Origin of the sequence: Chitinolyticbacter albus, assembly GCF_024437655.1 — a bacterium.
Classification (GTDB): domain Bacteria; phylum Pseudomonadota; class Gammaproteobacteria; order Burkholderiales; family Chitinibacteraceae; genus Chitinolyticbacter; species Chitinolyticbacter albus.
On sequence record NZ_JANBVF010000019.1, the window covers coordinates 1 to 22,606 of the forward strand.

Annotated in this window: 22 protein-coding genes, 1 pseudogene and 1 riboswitch; of the genes and pseudogenes, 14 read left to right on the plus strand and 9 right to left on the minus strand. The window is 65.5% G+C overall.

The annotated features are described in order from the left end of the window. The 4 genes and pseudogenes from NLI84_RS12530 to NLI84_RS12545 form a co-directional block, all read left to right on the plus strand. Window positions 1-250 (plus strand): annotated as a pseudogene (locus NLI84_RS12530) (alkanesulfonate monooxygenase); the annotation flags it as partial. A gap of 10 nt (window positions 251-260) precedes the next feature. Then, window positions 261-1,034: an aliphatic sulfonate ABC transporter permease SsuC gene (gene ssuC, locus NLI84_RS12535; RefSeq protein WP_255990650.1), complete on the plus strand. Its 774-nt coding sequence runs from the start codon at window positions 261-263 to the stop codon at window positions 1,032-1,034. 5 nt (window positions 1,035-1,039) lie between these two features. Then, the gene (locus NLI84_RS12540) at window positions 1,040-1,849 is read left to right on the plus strand and encodes an ATP-binding cassette domain-containing protein (RefSeq protein WP_255990652.1); all 810 of its coding nucleotides are present in this window, start codon (window positions 1,040-1,042) and stop codon (window positions 1,847-1,849) included. A 74-nt stretch (window positions 1,850-1,923) separates the two neighbouring features. Then, on the plus strand, window positions 1,924-2,139 hold the full coding sequence (locus NLI84_RS12545; protein ID WP_255990655.1) for a TOBE domain-containing protein: 216 nt from the start codon (window positions 1,924-1,926) through the stop codon (window positions 2,137-2,139). A gap of 4 nt (window positions 2,140-2,143) precedes the next feature. Here NLI84_RS12545 and NLI84_RS12550 read toward each other — a convergent pair whose 3' ends face one another. After that, entirely contained in the window at window positions 2,144-3,406 is a 1,263-nt protein-coding gene (locus tag NLI84_RS12550; RefSeq protein WP_255990656.1) for a cytosine permease, read from the minus strand. A gap of 40 nt (window positions 3,407-3,446) precedes the next feature. Continuing rightward, window positions 3,447-3,550: riboswitch (TPP riboswitch) on the minus strand. Between the two features lie 157 nt (window positions 3,551-3,707). On the opposite strand from NLI84_RS12550, the gene NLI84_RS12555 reads away from it, so the two are divergent. The 7 genes from NLI84_RS12555 to NLI84_RS12585 all read left to right on the plus strand — a co-directional run bounded on the left by NLI84_RS12555 (window position 3,708) and on the right by NLI84_RS12585 (window position 10,980). Further along, on the plus strand, window positions 3,708-5,771 hold the full coding sequence (locus tag NLI84_RS12555; protein WP_255990658.1) for a carbon starvation CstA family protein: 2,064 nt from the start codon (window positions 3,708-3,710) through the stop codon (window positions 5,769-5,771). Further along, complete coding sequence (locus NLI84_RS12560) at window positions 5,764-6,141, plus strand: YbdD/YjiX family protein (protein WP_255990661.1); 378 nt, start codon at window positions 5,764-5,766, stop codon at window positions 6,139-6,141. Before NLI84_RS12555 ends, NLI84_RS12560 begins: the two co-directional genes overlap by 8 nt. 380 nt (window positions 6,142-6,521) lie before the next feature. Next, entirely contained in the window at window positions 6,522-7,526 is a 1,005-nt protein-coding gene (locus tag NLI84_RS12565) for a sulfate ABC transporter substrate-binding protein (protein ID WP_255990662.1), read from the plus strand. Window positions 7,527-7,620: 94 nt separating this feature from the next. Further along, on the plus strand, window positions 7,621-8,454 hold the full coding sequence (gene cysT / locus NLI84_RS12570; RefSeq protein WP_255990664.1) for a sulfate ABC transporter permease subunit CysT: 834 nt from the start codon (window positions 7,621-7,623) through the stop codon (window positions 8,452-8,454). A 1-nt stretch (window position 8,455) separates the two neighbouring features. Beyond that, window positions 8,456-9,337 carry a sulfate ABC transporter permease subunit CysW gene (cysW, locus tag NLI84_RS12575; RefSeq protein ID WP_255990665.1) on the plus strand — a complete coding sequence of 294 codons (882 nt, stop codon included), beginning with the start codon at window positions 8,456-8,458 and terminating at the stop codon, window positions 9,335-9,337. Between the two features lie 20 nt (window positions 9,338-9,357). Beyond that, window positions 9,358-10,398 (plus strand): sulfate/molybdate ABC transporter ATP-binding protein, encoded by a 1,041-nt coding sequence (locus NLI84_RS12580; RefSeq protein ID WP_255990667.1) that lies wholly within the window; start codon window positions 9,358-9,360, stop codon window positions 10,396-10,398. Between the two features lie 234 nt (window positions 10,399-10,632). Further along, complete coding sequence (locus tag NLI84_RS12585) at window positions 10,633-10,980, plus strand: DUF5684 domain-containing protein (RefSeq protein WP_255990669.1); 348 nt, start codon at window positions 10,633-10,635, stop codon at window positions 10,978-10,980. 66 nt (window positions 10,981-11,046) lie between these two features. Here NLI84_RS12585 and NLI84_RS12590 read toward each other — a convergent pair whose 3' ends face one another. The 8 genes from NLI84_RS12590 to NLI84_RS12625 all read right to left on the minus strand — a co-directional run bounded on the left by NLI84_RS12590 (window position 11,047) and on the right by NLI84_RS12625 (window position 19,761). Next, window positions 11,047-12,120, minus strand: coding sequence for a tetratricopeptide repeat protein (locus NLI84_RS12590; protein WP_255990671.1), 1,074 nt, complete (start codon window positions 12,118-12,120; stop codon window positions 11,047-11,049). After that, window positions 12,120-13,670, minus strand: coding sequence for a GGDEF domain-containing protein (locus tag NLI84_RS12595; protein WP_255990672.1), 1,551 nt, complete (start codon window positions 13,668-13,670; stop codon window positions 12,120-12,122). The genes NLI84_RS12590 and NLI84_RS12595 overlap by 1 nt, the downstream gene beginning before the upstream one ends. Before the next feature lie 123 nt (window positions 13,671-13,793). Beyond that, window positions 13,794-15,443 carry an electron transfer flavoprotein-ubiquinone oxidoreductase gene (locus tag NLI84_RS12600; protein ID WP_255990674.1) on the minus strand — a complete coding sequence of 550 codons (1,650 nt, stop codon included), beginning with the start codon at window positions 15,441-15,443 and terminating at the stop codon, window positions 13,794-13,796. A 198-nt stretch (window positions 15,444-15,641) separates the two neighbouring features. Next, complete coding sequence (locus NLI84_RS12605) at window positions 15,642-16,568, minus strand: LysR family transcriptional regulator (RefSeq protein ID WP_255990676.1); 927 nt, start codon at window positions 16,566-16,568, stop codon at window positions 15,642-15,644. A gap of 130 nt (window positions 16,569-16,698) precedes the next feature. Then, window positions 16,699-18,066, minus strand: a complete 1,368-nt coding sequence (locus NLI84_RS12610; protein WP_255990677.1) for a 4Fe-4S binding protein — start codon at window positions 18,064-18,066, stop codon at window positions 16,699-16,701. Window position 18,067: 1 nt separating this feature from the next. After that, window positions 18,068-18,877 (minus strand): FTR1 family iron permease, encoded by an 810-nt coding sequence (locus NLI84_RS12615; RefSeq protein WP_255990678.1) that lies wholly within the window; start codon window positions 18,875-18,877, stop codon window positions 18,068-18,070. 16 nt (window positions 18,878-18,893) lie between these two features. Further along, window positions 18,894-19,277, minus strand: coding sequence for a cupredoxin domain-containing protein (locus NLI84_RS12620; protein WP_255990679.1), 384 nt, complete (start codon window positions 19,275-19,277; stop codon window positions 18,894-18,896). Then, a complete protein-coding gene (locus NLI84_RS12625; protein WP_255990681.1) occupies window positions 19,234-19,761 on the minus strand; it encodes an iron transporter in 528 nt (175 codons plus the stop codon). Before NLI84_RS12625 ends, NLI84_RS12620 begins: the two co-directional genes overlap by 44 nt. Window positions 19,762-20,047: 286 nt before the next feature. On the opposite strand from NLI84_RS12625, the gene NLI84_RS12630 reads away from it, so the two are divergent. The 3 genes from NLI84_RS12630 to NLI84_RS12640 all read left to right on the plus strand — a co-directional run bounded on the left by NLI84_RS12630 (window position 20,048) and on the right by NLI84_RS12640 (window position 22,588). Beyond that, window positions 20,048-20,794, plus strand: coding sequence for an electron transfer flavoprotein subunit beta/FixA family protein (locus NLI84_RS12630; protein WP_255990682.1), 747 nt, complete (start codon window positions 20,048-20,050; stop codon window positions 20,792-20,794). After that, complete coding sequence (locus NLI84_RS12635) at window positions 20,794-21,723, plus strand: electron transfer flavoprotein subunit alpha/FixB family protein (RefSeq protein WP_255990685.1); 930 nt, start codon at window positions 20,794-20,796, stop codon at window positions 21,721-21,723. Before NLI84_RS12630 ends, NLI84_RS12635 begins: the two co-directional genes overlap by 1 nt. 88 nt (window positions 21,724-21,811) lie before the next feature. Continuing rightward, the gene (locus NLI84_RS12640; protein WP_255990689.1) at window positions 21,812-22,588 is read left to right on the plus strand and encodes a ferredoxin--NADP reductase; all 777 of its coding nucleotides are present in this window, start codon (window positions 21,812-21,814) and stop codon (window positions 22,586-22,588) included. The last annotated feature ends 18 nt before the right edge of the window (window positions 22,589-22,606 follow it).

A 22,606-nucleotide genomic window follows, 5' to 3' on the forward strand; every position in this document is an offset into this window, starting at 1 on the left:
GGCCCTCGTCGGCAGCGCCGAGGAAGTGGCGGCGCTGGTGAAGGAATACCACGCGCTCGGCATCGAGACCTTCATCCTCTCAGGCTACCCGCACCTGGAGGAATCGTACCGCGTGGCCGAGCTGTTGTTCCCGCTGCTGCCGCTCGATCACCTGCCGCCGCCGCAGAAGCAGAATTTGACCGGTCCGTTCGGCGAGGTGATCGCCAACGACATCGTGCCGGTTGCACGCCAGCCCGCGCCCGTAGCGTGAGGATAAGACGATGAGCGTTGCCAACACCCTCTACAAACGACTGGCGCCGTGGGCCGTGCCCGTGCTGCTGATCGCCGGCTGGCAATGGGCGGCCGTGGCCGGTCTGATCGGCAGCCGCATCCTGCCGCCGCCCTTCGATGTACTGAAGGCCGGCGTGACGCTCGCGCAATCGGGCGAGCTGTGGATCCACCTCAAGATCAGCTTCTGGCGCACCGCCATCGGCTTTGCCATTGGCGGCGGCCTGGGGCTGCTCTTGGGGCTGATCACTGGCATGTCGCGCCGGGGCGAGCTGCTGCTCGACACCAGCGTGCAGATGATCCGCAACATTCCGCCGCTGGCGCTGATCCCCCTGGTGATCCTGTGGTTCGGCATCGACGAGGGCGCCAAGCTGTTCATGGTCGCCTTCGGCACGTTGTTCCCGGTCTACATCAACACTTATCACGGCATCAAATCGGTCGATACGGGCCTCGTCGAAATGGCCAAAAGCTACGGCCTGAAGGGCTGGCCGCTGTTTCGCGACGTGATCCTGCCGGGCGCCTTGCCCAGCATCCTCGTCGGCGTGCGCTTCGCCATCGGTTTTGCCTGGATCCTGCTGATCGTCGCCGAGACCATTTCGGCGAGCTCAGGCATCGGCTACCTCGCGATGAACGCGCGCGAGTTCCTGCAGACCGACATCGTGGTGCTCGCCATCCTGCTCTACGCGCTGCTCGGCAAGGCCAGCGATGTGCTGGCCCGCCAGCTGGAACGCATCTGGCTGCGCTGGCACCCGGCCTACCAAGGATGAACGCCATGACCCAGACCACGCTTGAACCCGGCCTTGGCGTCGCCCTCGCCATCCGCGGGCTCGCGCGCCGCTTCGGCACGCAGACCGTGCTGCACGACCTCGATCTCGATATCAGCGCCGGCGAGTTCGTTGCCATCGTCGGCCGCTCCGGCTGCGGCAAATCGACGCTGCTGCGGCTGATCGCCCAGCTCGATACGCCAAGCAACGGCAGCATCGCCGCCGATGGCACGCCGCTCGCCCGCTCCGGCATCGATACCCGGCTGATGTTCCAGGATGCGCGCCTGTTGCCTTGGAAGACGGTGCTGGCCAATGTCGGCTTGGGCCTCACCGGCAACTGGCAGGCCAGGGCACGCGAGGCGCTGGCCGAAGTGGGCCTCGCCGAGCACGCCGACAAGTGGCCCAGCCAGCTCTCCGGTGGTCAGCGGCAGCGCGTGGCGCTGGCGCGCGCGCTGATCCACCAGCCGCAGCTGTTGCTGCTCGACGAACCGCTGGGCGCGCTCGACGCGCTGACCCGCATCGAGATGCAGCAGCTGATCGAACGCATCTGGCAGCACCACCGCTTCACCGTGCTGCTGGTGACACACGACGTAGAGGAGGCCGTTGCCCTGGCCGATCGGGTGATCCTGATCGAAGCGGGCCGCATCGGCCTCGATACGCCGGTGGCACTGTCGCGCCCGCGCACCCGCAGCGCCACAGGCTTCGCGACGCTGGAAGAAAACATCCTCAACCGCGTGCTGCAGCAGCCGGAAGGCCGGCCCAGCACGCCACCCGCCGAACCCGCCATCGCACCCGGCGCACTGCGCTGGGCACTCTAACCAGGTCGCCGCCGAGGCTCGCAACGGATCTCGGCGGCACCCGGCCCTTCGCCTTACCTTCCAGGAGCACCATCATGAGCATCAAGTCGATCAATGTCCGCAACCAGTTCCGCGGCACCATCAAGGAAATCATCGAAGGCCCGGTGGTCTCCGAAGTCGATGTGGCGACGCCCGCCGGTATCGTCACCTCGGTAATCACCACCCGCTCGGTCAAGGAACTCGATCTGAAGCCGGGCAGCGAAGTGATCGCCTTTGTGAAATCGACCGAGGTCTCGATCGCGACGCTGTAGCCCGTCAGGCCACCTGCAGCCGGCGCGCGGCCACGCCGGACAGCGCGAGCTGAATGCAGAATGCGGTCGCCAGCGCCGGCAACGATGCACCCACGTCGCCGGCGTTGCGGCTGACCAGCTGATAGACCGCGATGCCGGCCAACCACGCCACCAGCGCCGGCCATGCCACAGCGCGGCCATCGGGCTGCTTAGGCGTCAGGCCGTGGTGCGCGATCACCACGCCGAACAGCGGCACGAACACCGAGCCGATCAGCAGCAAAAAGCCTTCGTAGTCGTGGATCGGCAAGATGGCGGCGAGCACGGTGGCCAGCACCGCCAGCGCTGGGCCCAGCCGGCGCAGCGCAAGCCGGGGCGCGAGGCTATGCGTCGAAACCGATGCCGAATAGAGATCGCCATAGGCGTTATCGACCTCGTCGCACAGCACCAGCGCCAGCGCGATGGCGCCGCCGCTCGCCAACAATATGGTCGCCATCATGTCTCCGCCCGGATGCAGCGTGGCGATCAGCACGCCGAGCGAGAAGCACCAGGTATTGGCCAGCAGATAGCCGACGACTATGCCGCCGGCCGCGCCGCGACCGCTACGCCCGTAGCGGGTGTAGTCGGCCACCAGCGGCAACCAGCTGATCGGCATCGCAATCGCCAGATCCACCGCGGCGCCGAAGCCCATGCCGCCGGCGCCCGGGCGGGCGAACAACACGTCCCAGCCGGTTCGGTTTGCCTCACCCAGGAACTGCCAGGTGAGCCAACCCAGCGCCAGCAGCATCAATGGCAGGCCGATATGGCGCACCAGCTTGCGCACGATGCCGACCATGGACAGCGACAGCAGCGCAAGCAGGATGGCGCCAACCAGCAGCGTGGCCGCCAGCGGCGCCTCCACCCCCAGCTGCTGCCGGGTGATGGCGTTGATGCCGTCGCGCAGCACCACGATCTCGAACACCGCCCAGCCGATCAGCTGCAGCACATTGGCCGACACCGGCAGCACCGCCAGGCGGCTACCCAGCGCGCCGTGGATCAGTCCGGCACTCGCCAGGCCCGATTGCGCACCGAGCCGGCCCACCCAGGCCAGCAGCGCCACGCCGACCAGCGAGCCCAGCACGATGGCACTCAACGCCTGCGCGAACGACAGCGCGGGCACGAGAAAGGTGCCGGCCTGGATCACCAGAAGGCCGACGCCGAGGCTGCCCCACAACGTGAGATGGTCGAAGAAGCCGAAGCGGCGCTCGGCAGCGGGGATCGCGCTGAGCGCGGAATTGACGGGTTGGGACATGGCCTATCCAAAGCAGTGATGCAAAGCGGATCGGCCAGGAAGCGGTATGAAGACGCTTCCCTACGCTGGCACGACCCAGATCAGGTTCAACGGGTCGGCGCGTGGCGCCTCTCAGCCGCGTAAGCGGCCCCCCGAGCGGGGTCCACCTTGGCATGCATGACAAGGCCGGTCAAGCCGTGGCACGCACCGCCCCCGCTTGCTGCCCGTGCGAACCAGTTTATTGAAGTTGCAATTCCTGCCCTTGAAAACTACTACTTCAGACCACGCCCGCCCCGTCTGGCGTTCCTCTTCGAGGCTAAGCATGAACAATCTCAAGCAGTGGGTCATCTGGCTGGCAGTCACCCTGGTCGGCGCAGGTTCATTCGCCATGCTGGCGCTGTCACGCGGCGAGCAGGTCAATGCCGTGTGGTTGGTGCTGGCTGCCATCGCCTGCTACAGCATCGCCTACCGCTTTTATTCGAAATTCATCGCCGAGCGCGTGTTCGAACTCGACGATACCCGGCTCACGCCTGCGCAGCGGCGTAACGACGGGCTCGATTACGTGCCTACCAACAGGTGGGTGCTGTTCGGCCACCACTTCGCCGCCATTGCGGGCGCTGGGCCCCTGGTTGGCCCTATCCTCGCGGCGCAGATGGGCTTTCTACCCGGAACGATCTGGATCCTGGTCGGCGTGATGCTGGCCGGCGCGGTGCAGGATTTCCTGGTGCTGTTCATTTCCAGCCGGCGCGATGGCCGCTCGCTCGGCGAGATTGCCAAGCAGGAACTCGGGCCTCTTACCGGCATCATCGTGATGATCGGCGTACTGGGGGTGATGATCATCATCCTCTCGGCACTGGCGCTGGTCGTCGTCAAGGCCTTGGCCGAGAGCCCCTGGGGGGTCTTCTCCATCGCCGCCACCATTCCCATCGCCATCTTCATGGGCGTCTACATGCGCTTCATCCGGCCAGGGCGCATTGCTGAGGTGTCGGTCATCGGCTTCGTGCTGATGATGCTGGGCATCATCTACGGCGAGAACGTCGCCGCCAGCCCGACCTGGGGGCCGCTGCTCACGCTGACCGGCCCGCAGCTGACGCTCGCACTGGTGGCCTACGGTTTTATCGCGTCCGTGCTGCCGGTGTGGCTGCTGCTCGCGCCGCGCGACTACCTGTCGACCTTCCTCAAGATCGGCGTGATTGCCGGCCTGGGCATCGGCATCCTCTTCTCCATGCCCGAGCTGAAGATGCCTGCGCTGACGCGCTTCATTGATGGCTCCGGCCCGGTCTTCGCGGGCCAGCTCTTCCCTTTCCTGTTCATCACGATTGCATGTGGCGCCTGCTCGGGCTTTCACGCGCTGGTCGCGTCGGGAACCACGCCCAAGCTGATCGAGAAAGAGAGCCACATGCGTCTCATCGGCTACGGCTCGATGCTGTGCGAATCGGCGGTCGCGATCATGGCGCTGATCTGCGCATCGGTGCTCGACCCGGGCATCTATTTCGCAATGAACGCACCGGCCGCCGTGATCGGCAGCACGGTGCAGAGTGCATCCGAGGTCATCAACGGCTGGGGTTTCGTCATCACGCCGGAAATGCTGACGCAGATCGCCAAAGACGTCGGCGAGCACTCCATCCTGTCGCGCGCCGGCGGCGCCCCCACCTTCGCCGTCGGCATGTCGCACATCATCGCCGAGATCTTCAACAGCCGGGCCATGATGGGTTTCTGGTACCACTTCGCCATCCTGTTCGAGGCGCTGTTCATCCTTACCGCGGTCGACGCCGGCACGCGTGCCTGCCGCTTCATGGTGCAGGACACCGTGGGCATCGTCGTTCCTGGCCTCGCACGCAGCACCTCGTGGTTCGGCAACCTGGTCGGTACCGCGGTAGCGGTGAGCTCGTGGGGCTTTTTCGTCTATCAGGGCGTGACCGACCCGCTCGGCGGGATCAACACGTTGTGGCCGCTGTTTGGCATCGGCAACCAGATGCTGGCGTCCATGGCCTTGCTGTTGGGCACCGTGGTGCTGTTCAAAATGAAGAAGCAGCACTACGCCTGGGTGACGGTGCTGCCCACCGTATGGCTTTTCATCACATCCATGACCGCGGGCTGGCAGAAGATCTTTCACGAAAGCCCGGCAATCGGCTTTCTCGCCACTGCCAACAAGTTCAAGGCCGCCATCGCCGACGGCACTGTCCTCGCGCCCGCCAAGAGCATCGAGGACATGGGTCGCATCGTGTTCAACAACCAGATCAATGCCGTGCTGTGCGGCTTCTTTATGCTGGTCGCGGTGGTGATGCTGATCTCCACCATCATCCACATCCGCAAGGCGCTCGGCCAAGCCCACCCGACCGTGCACGAAGTGGGCGGCCCAGCTGCGGAGGGTGCCCGTGCTTGATCTCAGCGGCATCCTCCCCTCCACTCGCCGCGCGAGTCCGGCTGACGACGCGTCATTGCAGGACGCCTACGAGCAGTACGTCGCCGGTCTGCGCGCCAGCCAGCCCGGCAGCACCCCGATGCAGCCCGACGACTTCCGGCGCCTCAGCCTCGGTTCCGACTGGCTGTCCGGCGTAAAGGATGCCGCGAAGAAGGTGGTGCAGACTTGCCGGCTCATGGTCGGCATCCACGACTACGAGTACTACCTGGCCCACATGCGCGAGCGCCACCCCGAAGCCACTCCCCTCACTCGCAATGCCTTCTACCGCTACTGCCTGGAAGCGCGCTACCCCGGCGAAGGCCGCCCGGGAGGCAGCCGCTGCCCGTGTTGAGCCGAGGACGTTGAGCAGACCTTCGTGAACCTGCCCCAGGATCGCATTTATTGGCATGCGTGACCGGGCTAGCCGCGAACGCGCCTGAGCGCAAGGACCGCAACTTCATGGTGTCCCCTTGCCTCGCTTGTGCCTGGCAAGGGCTGACGCGATTCAGCCTGGCGTCTCGCAGCCGAGCAAGCGCCCCCAAACGGGGGCCACCTTGGAGTGCGGAGCAAGACCGGCCAAGCCGCATGGCGGCCGACGCTTACTGACCAGAATAGTCAGCATCTATTTGGTCGCAGCCTTATTCCACAACGCCATACACATCAAATTTTATAGTCTTTGCCGAGATATCAAGCGCGGCGATAATCGGCACATCCCACTTTCCGGAACCCATCATGATCAAGCGTGCCTCCACCCTGCTCGTCGCCTTTGCGCTCGTCGCTCAGCCGGCCTTTGCCGACGTGACGCTGCTCAATGTTTCTTACGATGTGATGCGTGACTTCTACAAGGACTACAACCCGGTCTTCACCAAGTATTACGAGGCCAAGTTCAAGGACAAGGTGACGCTGCAGCAATCGCACGGCGGCTCGTCCAAGCAAGCGCGCTCGGTGATCGACGGGCTGGAAGCGGATGTGGTGACGATGAACCAGAGCCTCGACATCGATGCCATCGTTGAGAAGGGCAAGCAGGTGAATCCGGGCTGGGAGAAGGAGCTGCCGAACGAGGCCTCGCCGTTCTCCAGCCTGCAGGTACTGATCGTGCGCAAGGCCAATCCCAAGGGCATCCGCGATTGGAACGATCTCACGAAGCCCGGCGTACAGATCATCGTTCCCAACCCCAAGACCAGCGGCAACGGCCGTTACACCTACCTCGCGGCCTGGGGCTACGCCGCCAAGCTGCCGGGTGGCAACGATGCCAAGGCCCGCGACTTTGTGACCGCGCTGTTCAAGAACGTGCCGGTGCTCGATTCGGGCGGCCGTGCCGCCACCACCACCTTTATGCAGCGCCAGATCGGCGACGTGCTCATCACCTTCGAGAATGAAGCCGAGATGATCGCGCGCGAGTTCGGCCGTGGCGGCTTCGAGGTGGTCTACCCATCGATCTCGATCGATGCCGACCTGCCGGTGGCGGTGGTCGACAAGGTGGTCGACAAGAAGGGCACGCGCAAGGCGGCCGAGGAATACCTGAAGTATCTGTGGAGCGCCGAGGGCCAGACGGTGGCCGCACAGAACTACCTGCGTCCGCGTGATGCGGCCGTCGCCAGCCGTTTCGCCAAGCAGTTCCCTGCCGTGAAACTCTTCACCGTGGCCGATTTCGGCGGCTGGGCCAAGGCGCAGAAGACCCACTTCGACGACGGCGGCATTTACGACCAGATCGCGGCCAAGGTCGCCGGCAAGTAAACCCGCCGGTTGCGGCGCGGGCCACAAACCCGCGCCGCCCGGTGCCGTACCGCGTTACCACTAACAACAATAAGCTTTTCCGCCTGGAGTCCTCATGGCTTTCAAACAACACAGCGTGCTGCCAGGCTTTGGCCTGTCGCTGGGCTACACGCTGCTCTACCTCTCCATCATCGTGCTGTTGCCGCTGACGGCGCTGGTGGTCAAGTCCTCGGACCTGACCTGGCCGGCGTTCTGGGCGGCGGTGGCCGATCCACGCGTGATCGCCACCTACAAGGTGACCTTCGGCGCCTCCGCGCTCGCGGCCACGCTCAATCTGTTCGCCGGCCTGCTGCTGGCCTGGGTGCTGGTGCGCTATCCCTTTCCCGGCAAGCGACTGATCGACGCGCTGGTCGATCTGCCGTTCGCACTGCCCACCGCCGTGGCCGGCATCGCACTCGCCACGCTGTATGCCCCCAACGGCTGGCTGGGCCAGTACCTGGAGCCGCTCGGCATCAAGGTGGCGTTCACGCCGCTGGGCATTGTGGTCGCACTGACCTTCGTCACGCTGCCTTTCGTCGTACGCACCGTGCAGCCGGTGCTGCAGGATCTGGAGCACGAGCTTGAGGAAGCCGCCGCCAGCCTGGGCGCCACCCGCTGGCAGATCTTCTGGAAAGTGATCCTGCCGATGCTGCTGCCGGCGCTGCTCACCGGCTTCGCGCTGGCATTCGCCCGTGCGGTGGGCGAATACGGCTCGGTGATCTTCATCGCCGGCAACATGCCTTTCGTTTCCGAGATCACGCCGCTGATGATCATTTCCAAGCTGGAGCAGTACGACTACCTGGGCGCCACCGCCATTGCCGTGGTGATGCTGGGTGTGTCGTTCGCGCTGCTGTTCATCATCAACGGCTTGCAGTGGTGGTCCGCCAAGCGTCTGGGCAGGAGGAAATAACATGGCCGGTGCCATCAACAATACCCCGCGCTCCGTCGTGACCACCGAGTCGCGTCCGGTGCGCTATCTCTTGACCGGCCTCGCGCTGCTGTTCGTCGGCCTGTTCCTGGTCATCCCTCTGTTGTCGGTGTTCGTCGAAGCGCTGCGCCAGGGCTGGAAGCTGTATCTCGCGGCGCTGGTCGAGCCCGATGCGCTCTCCGCGATCAAGCTCACGCTGCTGGTCGCCGTAATCTCGGTGCCGCTCAACCTGGTGTTCGGCGTGGCGGCCGCCTGGGCGATCGCCAAGTTCGAGTTCCGCGGCAAGAGCCTGTTGATCACGCTGATCGATCTGCCATTCTCGGTGTCCCCGGTCGTCGCCGGCCTGATCTACGTGCTGCTCTTTGGCGCGCAGGGCTGGTGGGGGCCATGGCTATCCGACAACGACGTGAAGGTCATCTTCGCCGTGCCCGGCATCGTGCTCGCCACCGTGTTCGTCACCTTCCCTTTCGTCGCCCGCGAGCTGATTCCGCTGATGGAAGCGCAGGGCAGCGACGAGGAACAGGCCGCCATGGTGCTCGGCGCCTCGGGCTGGCAGACGTTCTGGCGGGTGACGCTGCCCAATATCAAGTGGGGCCTGCTCTACGGCGTGATCCTCGCCAACGCCCGCGCCATGGGCGAGTTCGGCGCGGTATCGGTGGTATCCGGCCATATCCGCGGCCTGACCAACACCGTGCCACTGCACGTCGAGATTCTTTACAACGAATACAACTTCGTCGGCGCCTTCGCCTGCGCATCCATCCTCGCCCTCTTGGCGCTGGTGACGCTGGCGGCCAAGAGCTATGTGGAATGGCGTAGCGCGCGCCTCGCCCTCGAAGACCAACGCAACGCCCTGAACGACCAGTAGGTCGCCGGCAAGGACACATCATGAGTATCGAGATCAAGCAGATCAGCAAGCGCTTCGGCCAGTTCCAGGCGCTGAACGACATCAACCTCGACATCCAGGGCGGCGAACTCCTGGCGCTGCTCGGCCCTTCCGGCTGCGGCAAGACCACGCTGCTGCGCGTGATCGCCGGGCTGGAAACGCCGGACGCCGGCCAGATCCTGTTCCACGGCGAGGACGCCACCGACACCCACGTGCGCGAGCGCCAGGTCGGCTTCGTGTTCCAGCACTACGCGCTGTTCCGCCATATGACCGTATTCGAGAACGTGGCCTTCGGCCTGCGCGTGCGCCCGAAAAAGACCCGGCCGTCCGAAGAGGCGATCAAGAAGAAGGTGCACGAGCTCCTGGAGCTGGTGCAGCTTGACTGGCTGGCCGACCGCTATCCGGCCCAGCTCTCCGGTGGCCAGCGCCAGCGCATCGCCTTGGCCCGCGCGCTGGCGGTGGAGCCGCGCGTGCTGCTCTTGGACGAGCCGTTCGGCGCGCTTGACACCAAGGTGCGCAAGGAACTGCGCCGCTGGTTGCGCCGGCTGCACGACGAGATGCACATCACCTCGGTGTTCGTCACGCACGATCAGGAAGAGGCGCTGGAAGTGGCCGACCGCGTGGTGGTGATGAACAAGGGCAGGATCGAGCAATCGGGCACGCCGGCCGAGGTCTACGATGCGCCGGCCACCCCTTTTGTCTACCAGTTCCTCGGCGACGTGAACCTGTTCCATTCCCGCGTGCACGAAGGCTGGGCCGAAGTCGGCGGCACCCGTTTCGCCGCGCCCGAAGCCGGCGACAAGGCCGTGATCTACGTGCGCCCGCACGAGATCGATCTGGCGCGCAACGCCAGCAACGACGCGCTCGCCGGCATCGTCACCCACGTGCGTCTGCTGGGCGCCACCGTGCGGCTGGAAGTGAAGACCGACGCGCACGAGGCACTGGAGGTGGAGCTGACGCGCGAGCGCTATCAGGCTGAGCGCTGGGCTGTGGGCGACGCGGTCTGGCTGACGCCGCGCGAGGCGCGCGTCTACGGCGCGTAAGTACCGACTCACCTCGCCTAGCGGCCCGGTGCAGATGCATCAGGCCGCTTGCATCGGTTTGCGGAAAACCGGGCTGTTGCGGCGGAGACGCACGCAGATGTCGCCGCTTTGCTTGCAAGTAACTTTCCTGCAATATCCCCTTGCCTGCCCGAAACGGAAATGCGTTTTCCATACGGGCAGCCGGGACGCCACAGGGCGCCCCGCAGACCAATACAGGATCAGGGAGCAGGGAAAATGGCAGGATTATTGGGCATGTTGTTCATGCTGGCGGTTGTGGTGTTCATCTTCGCCGCGCAATGGAAAATCTATACCAAGGCGGGCCAGCCGGGCTGGGGCTCGCTGGTGCCGATCTACAACCTTTACCTGCTGGTGAAGATCGCCAAGCGCCCGGACTGGTGGATCGTGCTGGTGCTGATCCCCGTCGTCAACCTGGTCGCTCTCATCATACTGACCTTCGACATCGCCAAGCACTTCGGCCGTGGCTCCGGCTTCGCCCTGGGCATGCTGTTCCTGTCCTTCATCTTCTACCCCATCCTGGCCTTCGGCGACGCGAAGTACGACGCGACTCCGGTCGCCGCCTGATACTCAGGCGGATGGAACGAACAAGGCCCGCAGATGCGGGCCTTGTCGTTGGCAAACCGGCTTGAGTCAGACCGGCGTGGCATCCAGGCGCAGCCGCGTTTGCGCAATACGCGTCTGCAGCAGAATCCGGCGCAGACGTTCAGCGACGGCCGGACCAGGGCGCAGCGCGGCGGCCGTACTGTCGGCGCAGGTGAGGGCCGCGAGCCGCTTGTACGCAAGCAGCGCCGCTCTATGGTCGTCACGGCTCAGCGCCAGATCGGCCAGCAGATCGGCCACATCACGCTGCAACGCCGCCATGCCGCCCTCGCTGGAAAGCCGCATCGCCTCCTGCAGTGCGGCGTCGGCCTCGTCCAGCATGCCCAGCCGCAGATAGCTGCGCCCCAGCGCCAGCAGCACGTGGCTCAGGCCCCACAGGTTCTGGTTGTCGCGGTGTATCGCGAGTGCGCCTTCGAGCGCCTCGCGCGCCGCCGGATAATCGCCGCGCGCGTAATGGATCAGGCCATGATAGCTGCGCACTTCGGCCTCCCACACCTGGTTGCGCACCGCGCCGCGCAGCAGCGCCCCCGCCTCCTGCAGCGCCACCAGTGCCCGGTCATACACCTGCTGCCGGTAGGCATCGCTTGCGATATTGATCAGCACTTCGCAGCTGAGGTAGGGATCGCCGTGGGGATCGGCCAGCTTGAGCGCGAACTCGTGATAGGCCAGCGCCGTGGCGTAGTCCTCGATCGCGTAATAGACTTTGCCCACGCCCAGATAAACGCGTGCGCCATTTTCCACATCGTGTAGCGCATGCACGCGCGACAGGCTGTCCAGCCAGATGCCGAGCGCACGCTGGTAAGCGCCGGCCGCGTAGTAGGCATGCCCCAGCTGCAGCTGCGCCTCGATCATGTCGCGGTCGCGCCGCGCCTCGTCAAACAGCGAGATCGCCGCGCGGAACGCCGCCTGCGCCCGCGGCAACGCGCCAACATGCTGGTGGGCATGGCCCAGCGTGACATAGGCCTGGGCCACGATGGTCGAATCGCCCAGGCGCCGCGCGCGCGCCAGCCAACCCGATATCACTTCGGGTTTTTCCGGCGAGCCATGGCGCGCCGCCTCGATCAGCGGGTTGAATTCAGCCTGAAACTGCGCCAGCGTCTGCATCAGATCCCCGACTCCACCGACACACGATTGCGGCCGTTACGCTTGGCCATGTAGAGCGCGAGATCGGCGCGTGAAAACAGGATGTCACTGCTGTCGCCGCCGGCGAGCTCGGCACAGCCCACACTCACCGTGACCGCCAGGCCCGGCTCCAGTGTGCCCCACTGGAAGGATTCGACCCGCTCGCGCAAACGCTCTGCCGCATCGCGCGCGCGCGCCAGCCCAGCGCCTGGCAGCAACAGCGCGAACTCCTCGCCGCCATAGCGTGCCAGCAGATCGACACTGCGACGTTCGTCACGAAACAGCGTGGCGCCGGCGCGCAGCACCATGTCGCCCACCGCGTGCGAGTATCTATCGTTGATCTGCTTGAAATGATCGAAATCGATCAGCAACAGCGACAGCGGCTGCTGCCGAATCTCGGCTTCGGCCAAGAGCTCGGGCAGGCGCTCGTTCAGCGCGCGGCGGTTATAAACGCCGGTGAGCGCATCGCGATACGCCGCCTCCTGCAGCTCGCGCATGCGCAAGCGCCCCGCGTCGCTTTCCTCACGCAGCTGCCACAGTTCGATCTCGGATGTCAGCAGCTTGAGCCGCGTCTCGATATGCGCCAGCCGCCGGTTCGATACCGCCCTGCGCCTGCGCTGGCCCGCGATGCGCTGCTGGCGCTGGTAGTACTCGACGTAATGCCGGGTCGCGCGCACGAAATCGCCGCGTGCCTCGAACAGGCCGGATAACGCCAGACGCGCATCGCGGCTGAGCAGCGGTGAGCTGAGCTGCTCGGCCAGCGCCAGCGCCGCCTGCAAGGCCTGCTCCGCCGCGTCGTCCTCTGCCGCGCTCAGCGCCAGCCGCCCCAATGCCAGCAGGCTTTCTGCCTGGCCCGCCGCGTTGCCGGCCTGTCGCTGCAAATGGAGCGCCGCTTCGAAACAGCCGCGGGCACGATCGGCATCGCCGGACGCCTCCGCCAGCACGCCATAGAGCTGCTGCAGCCTGGCATGCAGTGGCAGGTGCTCGACCATCGCGCGCTGGCCGTGTGCGACATCGAGCGCGGTTCGCGCCAGCGCAAGCTCGCCCAGCGCGATCAGCGCCGCAGCCAGATCGATATGCGCGCGCATTGCCACCGGCCGGCCATGGGCCAGCCCACAGCCGAGCTCGATGAGCTCGTAGGCCTGAGCCGCTTCGCCCTGTTCGAGATGGAGCTCGCCCAGCAGCAAACAGCCCTCGATGGTGATATCCGGTTCGCCCGCCACCCGTTCCAGCGCGCCCACCCAGGCGGCCATGGCGTCGTTGTGCGCGCCCTGTGCCGCGTGCGCCTGGCCGATCAACAACTGCACCCGCGCCGCAGCCATTACGCCCGACTTGAGCGCGGTCTTCTGCAGACGTTTGAGCTGGGAAAGCGCCGAGGCCGCCTGCCCCTTGCCAAGCAGGGCAGCGGCGAGCGCCAGTTGCGCATTCAGTGCCGCATCGGTCGATGCGCCGGCCACGCGGGCGGGCTCCGCCGCAGAGGCGGGCTTGCAGGAAGTGCCGGCGGAATTCAGGCGGGGGGGCCGGGATGTCATGCAGAAGGCTGGCTCGATTTTGAGCCGCGATAGTGCAGACCGAAACTGCGCTTTGCAAGCAAAAAGCGCCAGGCGTGTGCGGGTGCTCACAACGTGCAAACCCGCGCCAAACCTTGAAACCGCTTACATTGCGGTATAGACCGGACCGCTGCCGCCCTCGGGTGTGATCCAGACAATATTCTGTGTCGGATCCTTGATGTCGCAGGTCTTGCAATGCACACAGTTCTGCGCGTTGATCTGCAGCCGGGTGCCGTTCGCATCGGTGACAATTTCGTACACACCGGCCGGGCAGTAGCGCTGCTCGGGCGCGTCGAACTGCGGCAGGTTATACGCCACCGGCACGCTCGCGTCCTTGAGCGTGAGGTGCACCGGCTGGTTGGTATCGTGCGCGAGGTTCGACAACGCCACCGAGCTCATCCGGTCGAAACTCACCACATTGTCCGGCTTCGGATACGCGATCGGCGGCATCTGGGCGGCGGGCCTGAGGCTCTCGTGATCGGCCTTGCGGTGCTTCAGTGTCCACGGCAGGCGGATGCCGGCTGCGCCCAGCCATAGCTCAAGTCCGGCCAGCGCCATGCCGCCCATCGTGCCGAAGCGCGACAGCATGGGCTTGATGTTGCGCACCATGTCGAGCTCGCGCCCGACCCACGAGGCCTTGAGCGCCACCGGGTAATCGGCGAGCTCATCCTGGGCGCGGCCGGCGGCCAGCGCGACGACGACCGATTCGGCCGCCAGCATGCCGGACTTCATCGCGTTGTGCGTGCCCTTGATGCGCGGCACGTTCACCATGCCCGCAGCGCAGCCGATCAGCGCGCCACCAGGGAAGACGGATTTGGGCCAGGCCTGGATGCCGCCCTCGCTGATGGCGCGCGCGCCGTACGAGAGGCGCTCGCCACCGGCCAAGAGCTTGCGAATCACCGGGTGGGTCTTGAAGCGCTGGAATTCATCGAACGGCGACAGGTGCGGGTTGGCATAGTCCAGATGAACGACAAAGCCGATCGCCAGCAGCTGCTCGCCATAGTGATAGATGAACGAGCCGCCCCCGGTATCGTTGGTCAGCGGCCAGCCCAGCGTGTGCTGCACGTGGCCCGGTCGATGCTGGGCGGCGGGGATGCGCCACACTTCCTTGATGCCGATGCCGTGCTTCTGCGGGCCGCACTCGGCGCGCAGCTGCAGCTTTTCCTCCAGCTGGCGGGTGAGCGAACCGCGCACGCCTTCGGCAAACAAGGTATACGGCGCGCGGATTTCCATGCCCTGCGCGAACTGCGCGGTCTCGCGGCCCTCGGCGTCGCGGCCCATGTCGCCGGTGATCACGCCCGCCACCGCGCCGTTGTCGTCGAACAGCACTTCGGCTGCGGCAAAACCGGCGTAGATCTCGACGCCCAGCGCTTCGGCCTCGGCGGCCAGCCACTTACAGGTGTCGCCCAGGCTCGCGATATAGGTGCCATGGTTGCGCAGCATGGGCGGCAGGCCCCAGCCGGGCAGCGTGTACGACTGGTCTTCGTCGAGAATGAGGAATTCGTCGCCGGTGACGGCAGTCTTGAGCGGCGCACCACGCGCCTGCCAGTCCGGAATCAGCTCATTGAACGCGATCGGATCGATCACTGCGCCCGACAGGATGTGCGCGCCGACTTCGGCGCCCTTCTCCAGCACGCAGACGCCCACCTCCTGCCCGCGCTCGGCCGCCAGCTGCTTGGCGCGGATCGCGGCCGACAGCCCTGCGGGACCGGCGCCGACGATCAAGAGGTCGTAATTCATCACATCGCGTTCCATCGCTCATCCTTGGCATTCAATCCGGGTAACCCGGCATTTTAGCGGGCGAGGCGCCACCGGTCAGCGGCGCGCGGACAAAAACTGTGCGAGGTCAAGACAGGAGGTCCACCCAAGCTTGCCAGCGCCACGGCCAAGTGGCCGCAATGCGGCCCGGCAAAGGCGTAGCTGGCGCCCCTGCCGTGCTCGCCAATCGCTGCGTTACGGCAACACCGGCAGCGTGATTTCGTCGCTGCGGCTCACACCCTCGGTCATCGCGCGACACAGTGCAACGAACTCGCGCATGCCCGGCGTCTGGTACTTCTGCTTGTGCCAGACGAAGCGGAACTGGCGGCGCAGGTCGAGTTCCGGCGTCTCCACCGCAACGAGATTGCCGCGCAGGAAATCCTCACGCAGTGCCAGTCGCGAGATGCAGCCCATGCCCAGGCCCGATTCCACCGCACGCTTGATCGCTTCGGTGTGCTCGAGTTCGAGCCGAATATTGAGGCCGTTGTGCTGGTTGCGCAGCGCGTGATCGAACGTCTCGCGCGTGCCCGAACCATGCTCGCGCAGGATCCACGGCTCGGCCAGCAAGTCGGCCGTGCCGGCGCTGCCACGCCGTGCCAGTGCATGGCCGGGCGCGGCGAACACCACCAGTTCGTCCGCCACCCAGGTCTGCATTTCCAGCTCGGGATGGTGCGCCTCACCTTCGATCAGGCCCAGATCGATGCTGTAGTCGGCAACTTCTTGCACGATGGTCGCCGTGTTGTGTACGCCCAGCTTGACCCGGCTTTCCGGATGGCGCTGCATGAACTGCGAGATCAGGATGGTGGCAAGATAGTTGCCTATGGTCAGCGTGGCGCCGATGTGCAGCTTGCCGAAACCCTCGCGGCCTTCGAGCAGCATTTCCACTTCGCGCGCCTGATCGATCAGCGCCGCAGCGCGCGGCAGCAGGCGGCGCCCCAGCGTATTGAGCTGCAGCGTCTTGCCGACGCGGTCGAACAGCTGCACGCCGAACTGGCGCTCGAACTCGCCCAGTGCCGTGCTCGTGGCCGATTGCGACAGGTTGAGCTCGCGCGCCGCGCTCGACACGTTTTCCAGGCGGCCGATGGTGACGAAGATTTCCAGCTGGCGCAGCGTATATCTCACTTGGCTCTCATATCTTTATCCCAGATAAGGGATGTCGGAAGAATCTACATTTTAGATATTCTATCCGCCACCACCCGCCGCGGCAAACCGCGAGCGGACTGCTTTGCCCGTGATCAATAGAAGATGCGCGCTACCAGGCTACGAACAGCAGCCACCAAGCCGTGGCGAACGGCGCGAGCCCCGCCAGTAGCGGCAGCATGGCCACGCCGCGCCGTGCCAGCGATGCCCCGCGTCGCCCGGCCAGCCGCCACAGCAGCCGCAACGACCAGGCCAGCGCCAACGCCAGCAACGTGAAGCGCGCGTCGTTGGCCCAGCCCACCGGCACCGATTCGTGCTTGAGCAGTGTGATCGTGGTGGCCGACAGGCCCAGGAACACGCCGCTGCCGGCGGCCGGGATCAGCCCCTGCGCCAGCCGGTGCAGGCTCAGCGCATCGCGCCCCGGCAGCAGCCGATCCGCCAACCACAGCGCGGCCAGCAGCGCGCCGCCGATGACTGCGGCGCTCGCCGCGATAAAGCCGACGATGGTCGCGCCATCGAGCCACGAGAAGCTGTCGGCGACCTCGGGGTAATGGGTGAGCAGCCACCACGGCGCGTTGTCGTTCAGCGGCCAGTAGATATCGTGCTCGATCAGCCAGGTGGCGGCCCATTGCTTGGCCGCGACGAACCATGGGCTGGCGCTCCAGAGGAAAGCGCCGACGGCGAGCCCCATCATGCCGAACACGATCAGCGCGGTCTGCCAGCGATCACCGGGTGCGATCTCGACGATCTCCTCCTCCACGCTGCGTGGGACGAGCGCAATGGCGTCGCGATGGCCACTGCAGCGGCCGCACATATGGCAATCACCGGCGCCCTGCATATGCCGCAGCGGCAGCAGCGGCGCGCAATTCACCGGGATCACCCGGGCGTTGCCGTGGCGGCGCCACTGCTGCTCGTCGACGCGGTAGCGCCACGGCGCGAGCTTGGCGAGCACGGTGAACACGCCATTCACCGGGCACAGGTAGCGGCACCATACGCGCTTGCTGCGGCCGAACCAGAAGCCGACAACGATGGCCCCGGCGGTGGAGCCTCCCAGCACCAGCAGCACCGCGAGCGGGTATTGATAGACACTGACCAGTTGGCCGTAGACCGTGGTCAGCGCGAACGCCACCAGTGGCCAGCCGCGCCAGCGCACCCAGCGCGGGATCGGGCGGCCACGGCCACGCTCGCTGGCCCACTCGGTGAGCATACCCTCGGGGCACAGCCAGCCGCACCAGGCCCGGCCCAGCAGCGGCATCGACACCAGCACGAACGGCCACCAGATGCCCCAGAACGCGAACTGCGCCGCCACAGTCAGGTGGTTGAACACCCGCGCGTGCTCGTCCGGCAACGGCAGAAACACCGGCACCACGATCAGCGCCACATAGACCAGTACCACGCCCCACTGCAGCTGGCGCAGCGCGCGTTGGTGCCGGCGCAGGAAGTCGCCGAAGGCGAAGGTGGCGTGGGACAGCGCGATCATGTCAGCGTGCCGCGCGCCGCAGCAGCGACACCGAGGCGGCCCAGAACACCAGCCAGGTCAGCAGCACCGATAGCGCCGGTTGCGCGCGGTAGCCGGCGAAATCGGCCAGCAGCTTACCGAGGCCGCCACTGTCGTCGAGCAGCGCCGAGCTGTTCCACAGCGGATCGACCAAGCCCGGCAGCGTGCCGATGGACACCAGCTTCTCCAGCCCGCCGACCAAGAGCGAGCCCGCCAGCAACAGCAGCAATACTTCGGTCACGCGGAAGAACAGCCGCCAGGTGATAAAGCGGCTTGAGAGCTGCAGCAGCCAGAAGGTGGCGAAGGCACCCACCAGCCCCACTGCGCCGGCCGCGGCATAGTGCAGCAGCTCGCCGCCCTGCGCGGTGGCAATGGTGCCGTAGAGGAACACCACGGTTTCGCTGCCTTCGCGCGCCACGGCGATGGTCACCAGCAGCAACAGCCCCCACCAGTTGGCCCGCGCGACATTGTGTGCGAGGCCTGATTCGAGCTCGCGCTTGAGCGTGCGGCCGTGGCACCGCATCCAGTACACCATCTGCACGATCAGCGCGGCGGCAACTAGGCTCATGCCGGCATGGAAATACTGCTGGCCATCGTCCGACAGAAACGTGGCTACGCCCAGGATCAGCAGCGCCAGCACGCCCGACAGCGCCAGACCCGCCGCCACGCCGCCCCACAGGTAGCGCAGGCCAGACCGGCCAGCAGGGTTGGCGCGCAACCAGGCATAGAGGATGCCGACGACCAAGAGCGCCTCGACGCTTTCGCGCCAGACGATGAAGAGAACCTGTTCCATGGGGAAACCTGCCGGACTACTTGATCACCAGCACGCCCTTGGCCTGCGGGTGGAAATCATCGAAATAGACATGCTGCGCGGGGCTGGTCGGGTTCACCACCACGAAGGAGGTCACGCCGGGGCCGAGCACCTTTTCCTTGCGCAGCGAAATGCTCTCGAACTCCGCCGGCGACTTGCCGGCATTGGTGATCTCGAGCTTGAAGCGGGTACCCGCCGGCGCCTCGATCCGCGGCGGGCTGATGGTGCCGTCGCGGAGGGTGATCTTGAACACCGGCAAATCGGCTGCCTGCACCGGCACCGAGCACAGGACCAGCACGCTCGCCAGCGCGCCAATGCGAACAGCCGGGCCGCCCATTTCAATACCCGCCCTTCTTGCCGGTGCCGGCGTAGGCGAACTCATAGTTGAGCTCGAACGGGGCGAACCACGCGCCGACGCCGGTTTCCTTGTCGACATGGCGGCCGAAGTGCGCCATCGGGTTCTGTGACGGCGGCAGGATGGTGTATTTGAGCTTGTACTTGCCCGGGCCTTCCAGCTTCACGTTGTCGCCGTAGTGCGGGCCGTCGCTCGCCACCATGGGCATGAAGTCGCCCTTGATCACGTTCTTGCTGCCAACCTTCTGGATCTCGTACTTCACCAGCAGATAGGGCATCCACTCGCCTTCGGCAAAGCCGTTCGGGTTGTCCTTCATCGCGTGGATGTCGGCTTCCAGGTGCACGTCCGATTGCTCGACCGCGCGCATCATGCCCGGCGGGTCCATCTTGATCGGCTGCAGGTAGACGGCACCGATCTCCATGCCCGCCTTGATTGCGGGCTTGCCGATCGGGTACTCGGCGGCCTGAGCCAAACCTGTGGCACACAACAGCGCGAGCATCATGAATCTCATCGGAATACTCCTGGTTGGCGGAAACGACGCCGGATGATAAACCGCTGATCCTATGAGCCCAACCTTATCGAGAACCATTCTTGATCGTGAACAATAATTAATTTTATTTCGCCACATGCGAGGCCAGGCGCGGCAAACTCAACGCCCCCCCCCCGAACCCGCCGCCATGGGAACGCGTATTGAGCTATATCATTAACTCAGATAAAAACGATATAACAAATCTACTTCACAGATAACGCGTCGGACCATATAATTCGCTGCAAAGTGAATAGCCAGGACCTGGAAAATGAAAGCACTCGTGGCCGTAAAGCGCGTTGTTGATCACAACGTGCGCGTGCGGATCAAACCCGATGGCTCCGGCGTCGAGACCGCCGGCGTCAAGATGAGCATCAATCCCTTCGACGAAATCGCCGTCGAGGAAGCACTGCGTCTGAAAGAGCGCGGCGTGGTGAGCGAGATCGTTGCCGTGACCCTCGGCGAGGCGGTGTGCCAGGACGTGCTGCGCCATGCGCTAGCCATGGGTGTGGACCGCGTGATCCTGGTCGAGACCACCGCCGAGCTGCAGCCGCTGGGCGTCGCCAAGCTCTTGAAAGCCATCGCCGAGCGCGAGCAGCCGCAGCTGGTGCTGCTGGGCAAGCAGGCGATCGACGACGACGCGGGTCAAGTCGGCCAGATCCTGGCCGCCTTGCTGGGCGCGGCGCAAGGCACCTTTGCTTCCAAGATCGATATCGCTGGCGATGAAGCCATCGTTGTGCGCGAAGTGGATGGCGGCACCGAGACCGTGGCGCTGAAGCTGCCGGCGGTGATCACGGCCGATCTGCGCTTGGCGGAGCCGCGCTTCGTCAAGCTGCCCAACCTGATGATGGCCAAGAAGAAGCCGATCGAGACCCTCGCCGCCGAGAGCCTGGGCGTCGACTTCGCGCCGCGCATCAAGCGCACCGCCGCCGCCGAGCCGCAAGTGCGCGCCGCCGGCGTCAAGGTGGCCAACGTGGCCGAGCTGGTCCAGAAACTGCGCGAAGCGAAGGTGATTTGATGACGACCCTGATTCTTGCCGAACACGACGGCCAGCAACTGAAACAAGCGACCCGCCAGGCGGTGACCGCCGCGCAGGCGTGGAACGCCCCGGTCCACCTGCTGCTGCTGGGTAGCGACACCAGCGCCGCCGCTGCCGATGCCGCCAAGGTTGCCGGCGTGGCGCAGGTGATCCGCGTCGATGCGCCGCATCTTGAGCATGCTCTGGCCGAAGACATCGCCAGCGTGCTGGTCGCGCTTGCCGGCGATTACCAGGTGCTGCTCGGCGCCCACACCGCCTACGCCAAGAACGCGCTGCCGCGCGCTGCCGGCCTGCTCGACGTGGCGCTGATCGCCGACGTGATCCGCATCCAGGCCCCGGCCACCTATGTGCGCCCGGTGTACGCCGGCAACGTGCTCGCCACCGTGCAAAGCAGCGACGCGCTGCAAGTGGTGACCATCCGCACCACCGCCTTTGACGCCGCGGGCAATGGCGGCAATGCCAGCATCACCACGCTGGCCGCACCGGCCGCGACCAGCGCAGCGCGCTGGGTGAGCGAAAGCCGCAATGTCAGCGATCGCCCTGAACTTGCCACCGCCCGCGTCGTGATCTCGGGTGGGCGCAGCCTGGGCGAGCGCTTCGAATCGGTGCTGGGCCCGCTTGCCGCGCAGCTGAACGGCGCGCTGGGCGCCACCCGCGCCGCGGTCGATGCCGGCTTCGCGCCCAACGACATCCAGATCGGTCAGACCGGCACCGTGGTCGCACCCGAGCTCTATATTGCTGCCGGTATTTCCGGCGCCGCGCAGCATCTGGCGGGGATGAAGGACAGCAAGGTCATCGTGGCCATCAACCACGATCCGGACGCCGCGATCTTCCAGGTGGCCGACTTCGGCATCGTTGCCGATCTGTTTGACGCCGTGCCGCAACTGACCGCCGCATTGAAACAGTAACCGAAGGCCGGGATAATCCCGGCCTTTGCCGTCGCGGCCGCTTGGCGCCGCAGTAGCGCTTAACGAACATCACCAATCAGGATTTGCAATGAGTGCCTTCGCTTCCGAACGCGTTCTCTCGGTACACCACTGGAACGACACGCTGTTCAGCTTCAAGACCACGCGCGACCCCGCCCTGCGCTTCGAGAACGGCCAGTTCGTGATGATCGGCCTGCAGGTGAACGGCAAGCCGCTGATGCGCGCCTACTCGATCGCCAGCCCGAACTACGAAGAGCACCTCGAATTCTTCAGCATCAAGGTACAGAACGGTCCGCTGACCTCCGTCCTGCAGAAGATCCAGGTGGGCGACGAGCTCTTGGTGTCGCGCAAGCCGACCGGCACGTTGGTGCTGTCCGACCTGAACCCGGGCAAGCACCTGTACTACCTCTCCACCGGCACGGGCCTCGCGCCGTTCATGAGCCTGATCCAGGACCCGGAAGCGTACGAGCAGTACGACAAGATCATCCTGGTGCATGGCGTGCGTGAAGTGAGCGAGCTCGCTTACGCCGACTTCATCGAGAAGGAACTGCCGAACAACGAGTTCTTCGGCGATGCGGTGCGCGAAAAGCTGATCTACTACCCGACCGTGACCCGCGAAGCGTTCCGCAACCAGGGCCGCCTGACCGACCTGATCGAATCGGGCAAGCTGTTCACCGATATCGGCCTGCCGCCGCTGAACCCGGAAACCGACCGCGCCATGCTGTGCGGCAGCCCGGCGATGCTGAAGGACACCTGCGATCTGCTGGACGCGCGCGGCTTCAAGGTCTCCAAGCGCATCGGTCAGCCCGGCGACTATGTGATCGAGCGCGCCTTCGTCGAGAAGTAAGCGCCTCCGCCGCCGCGA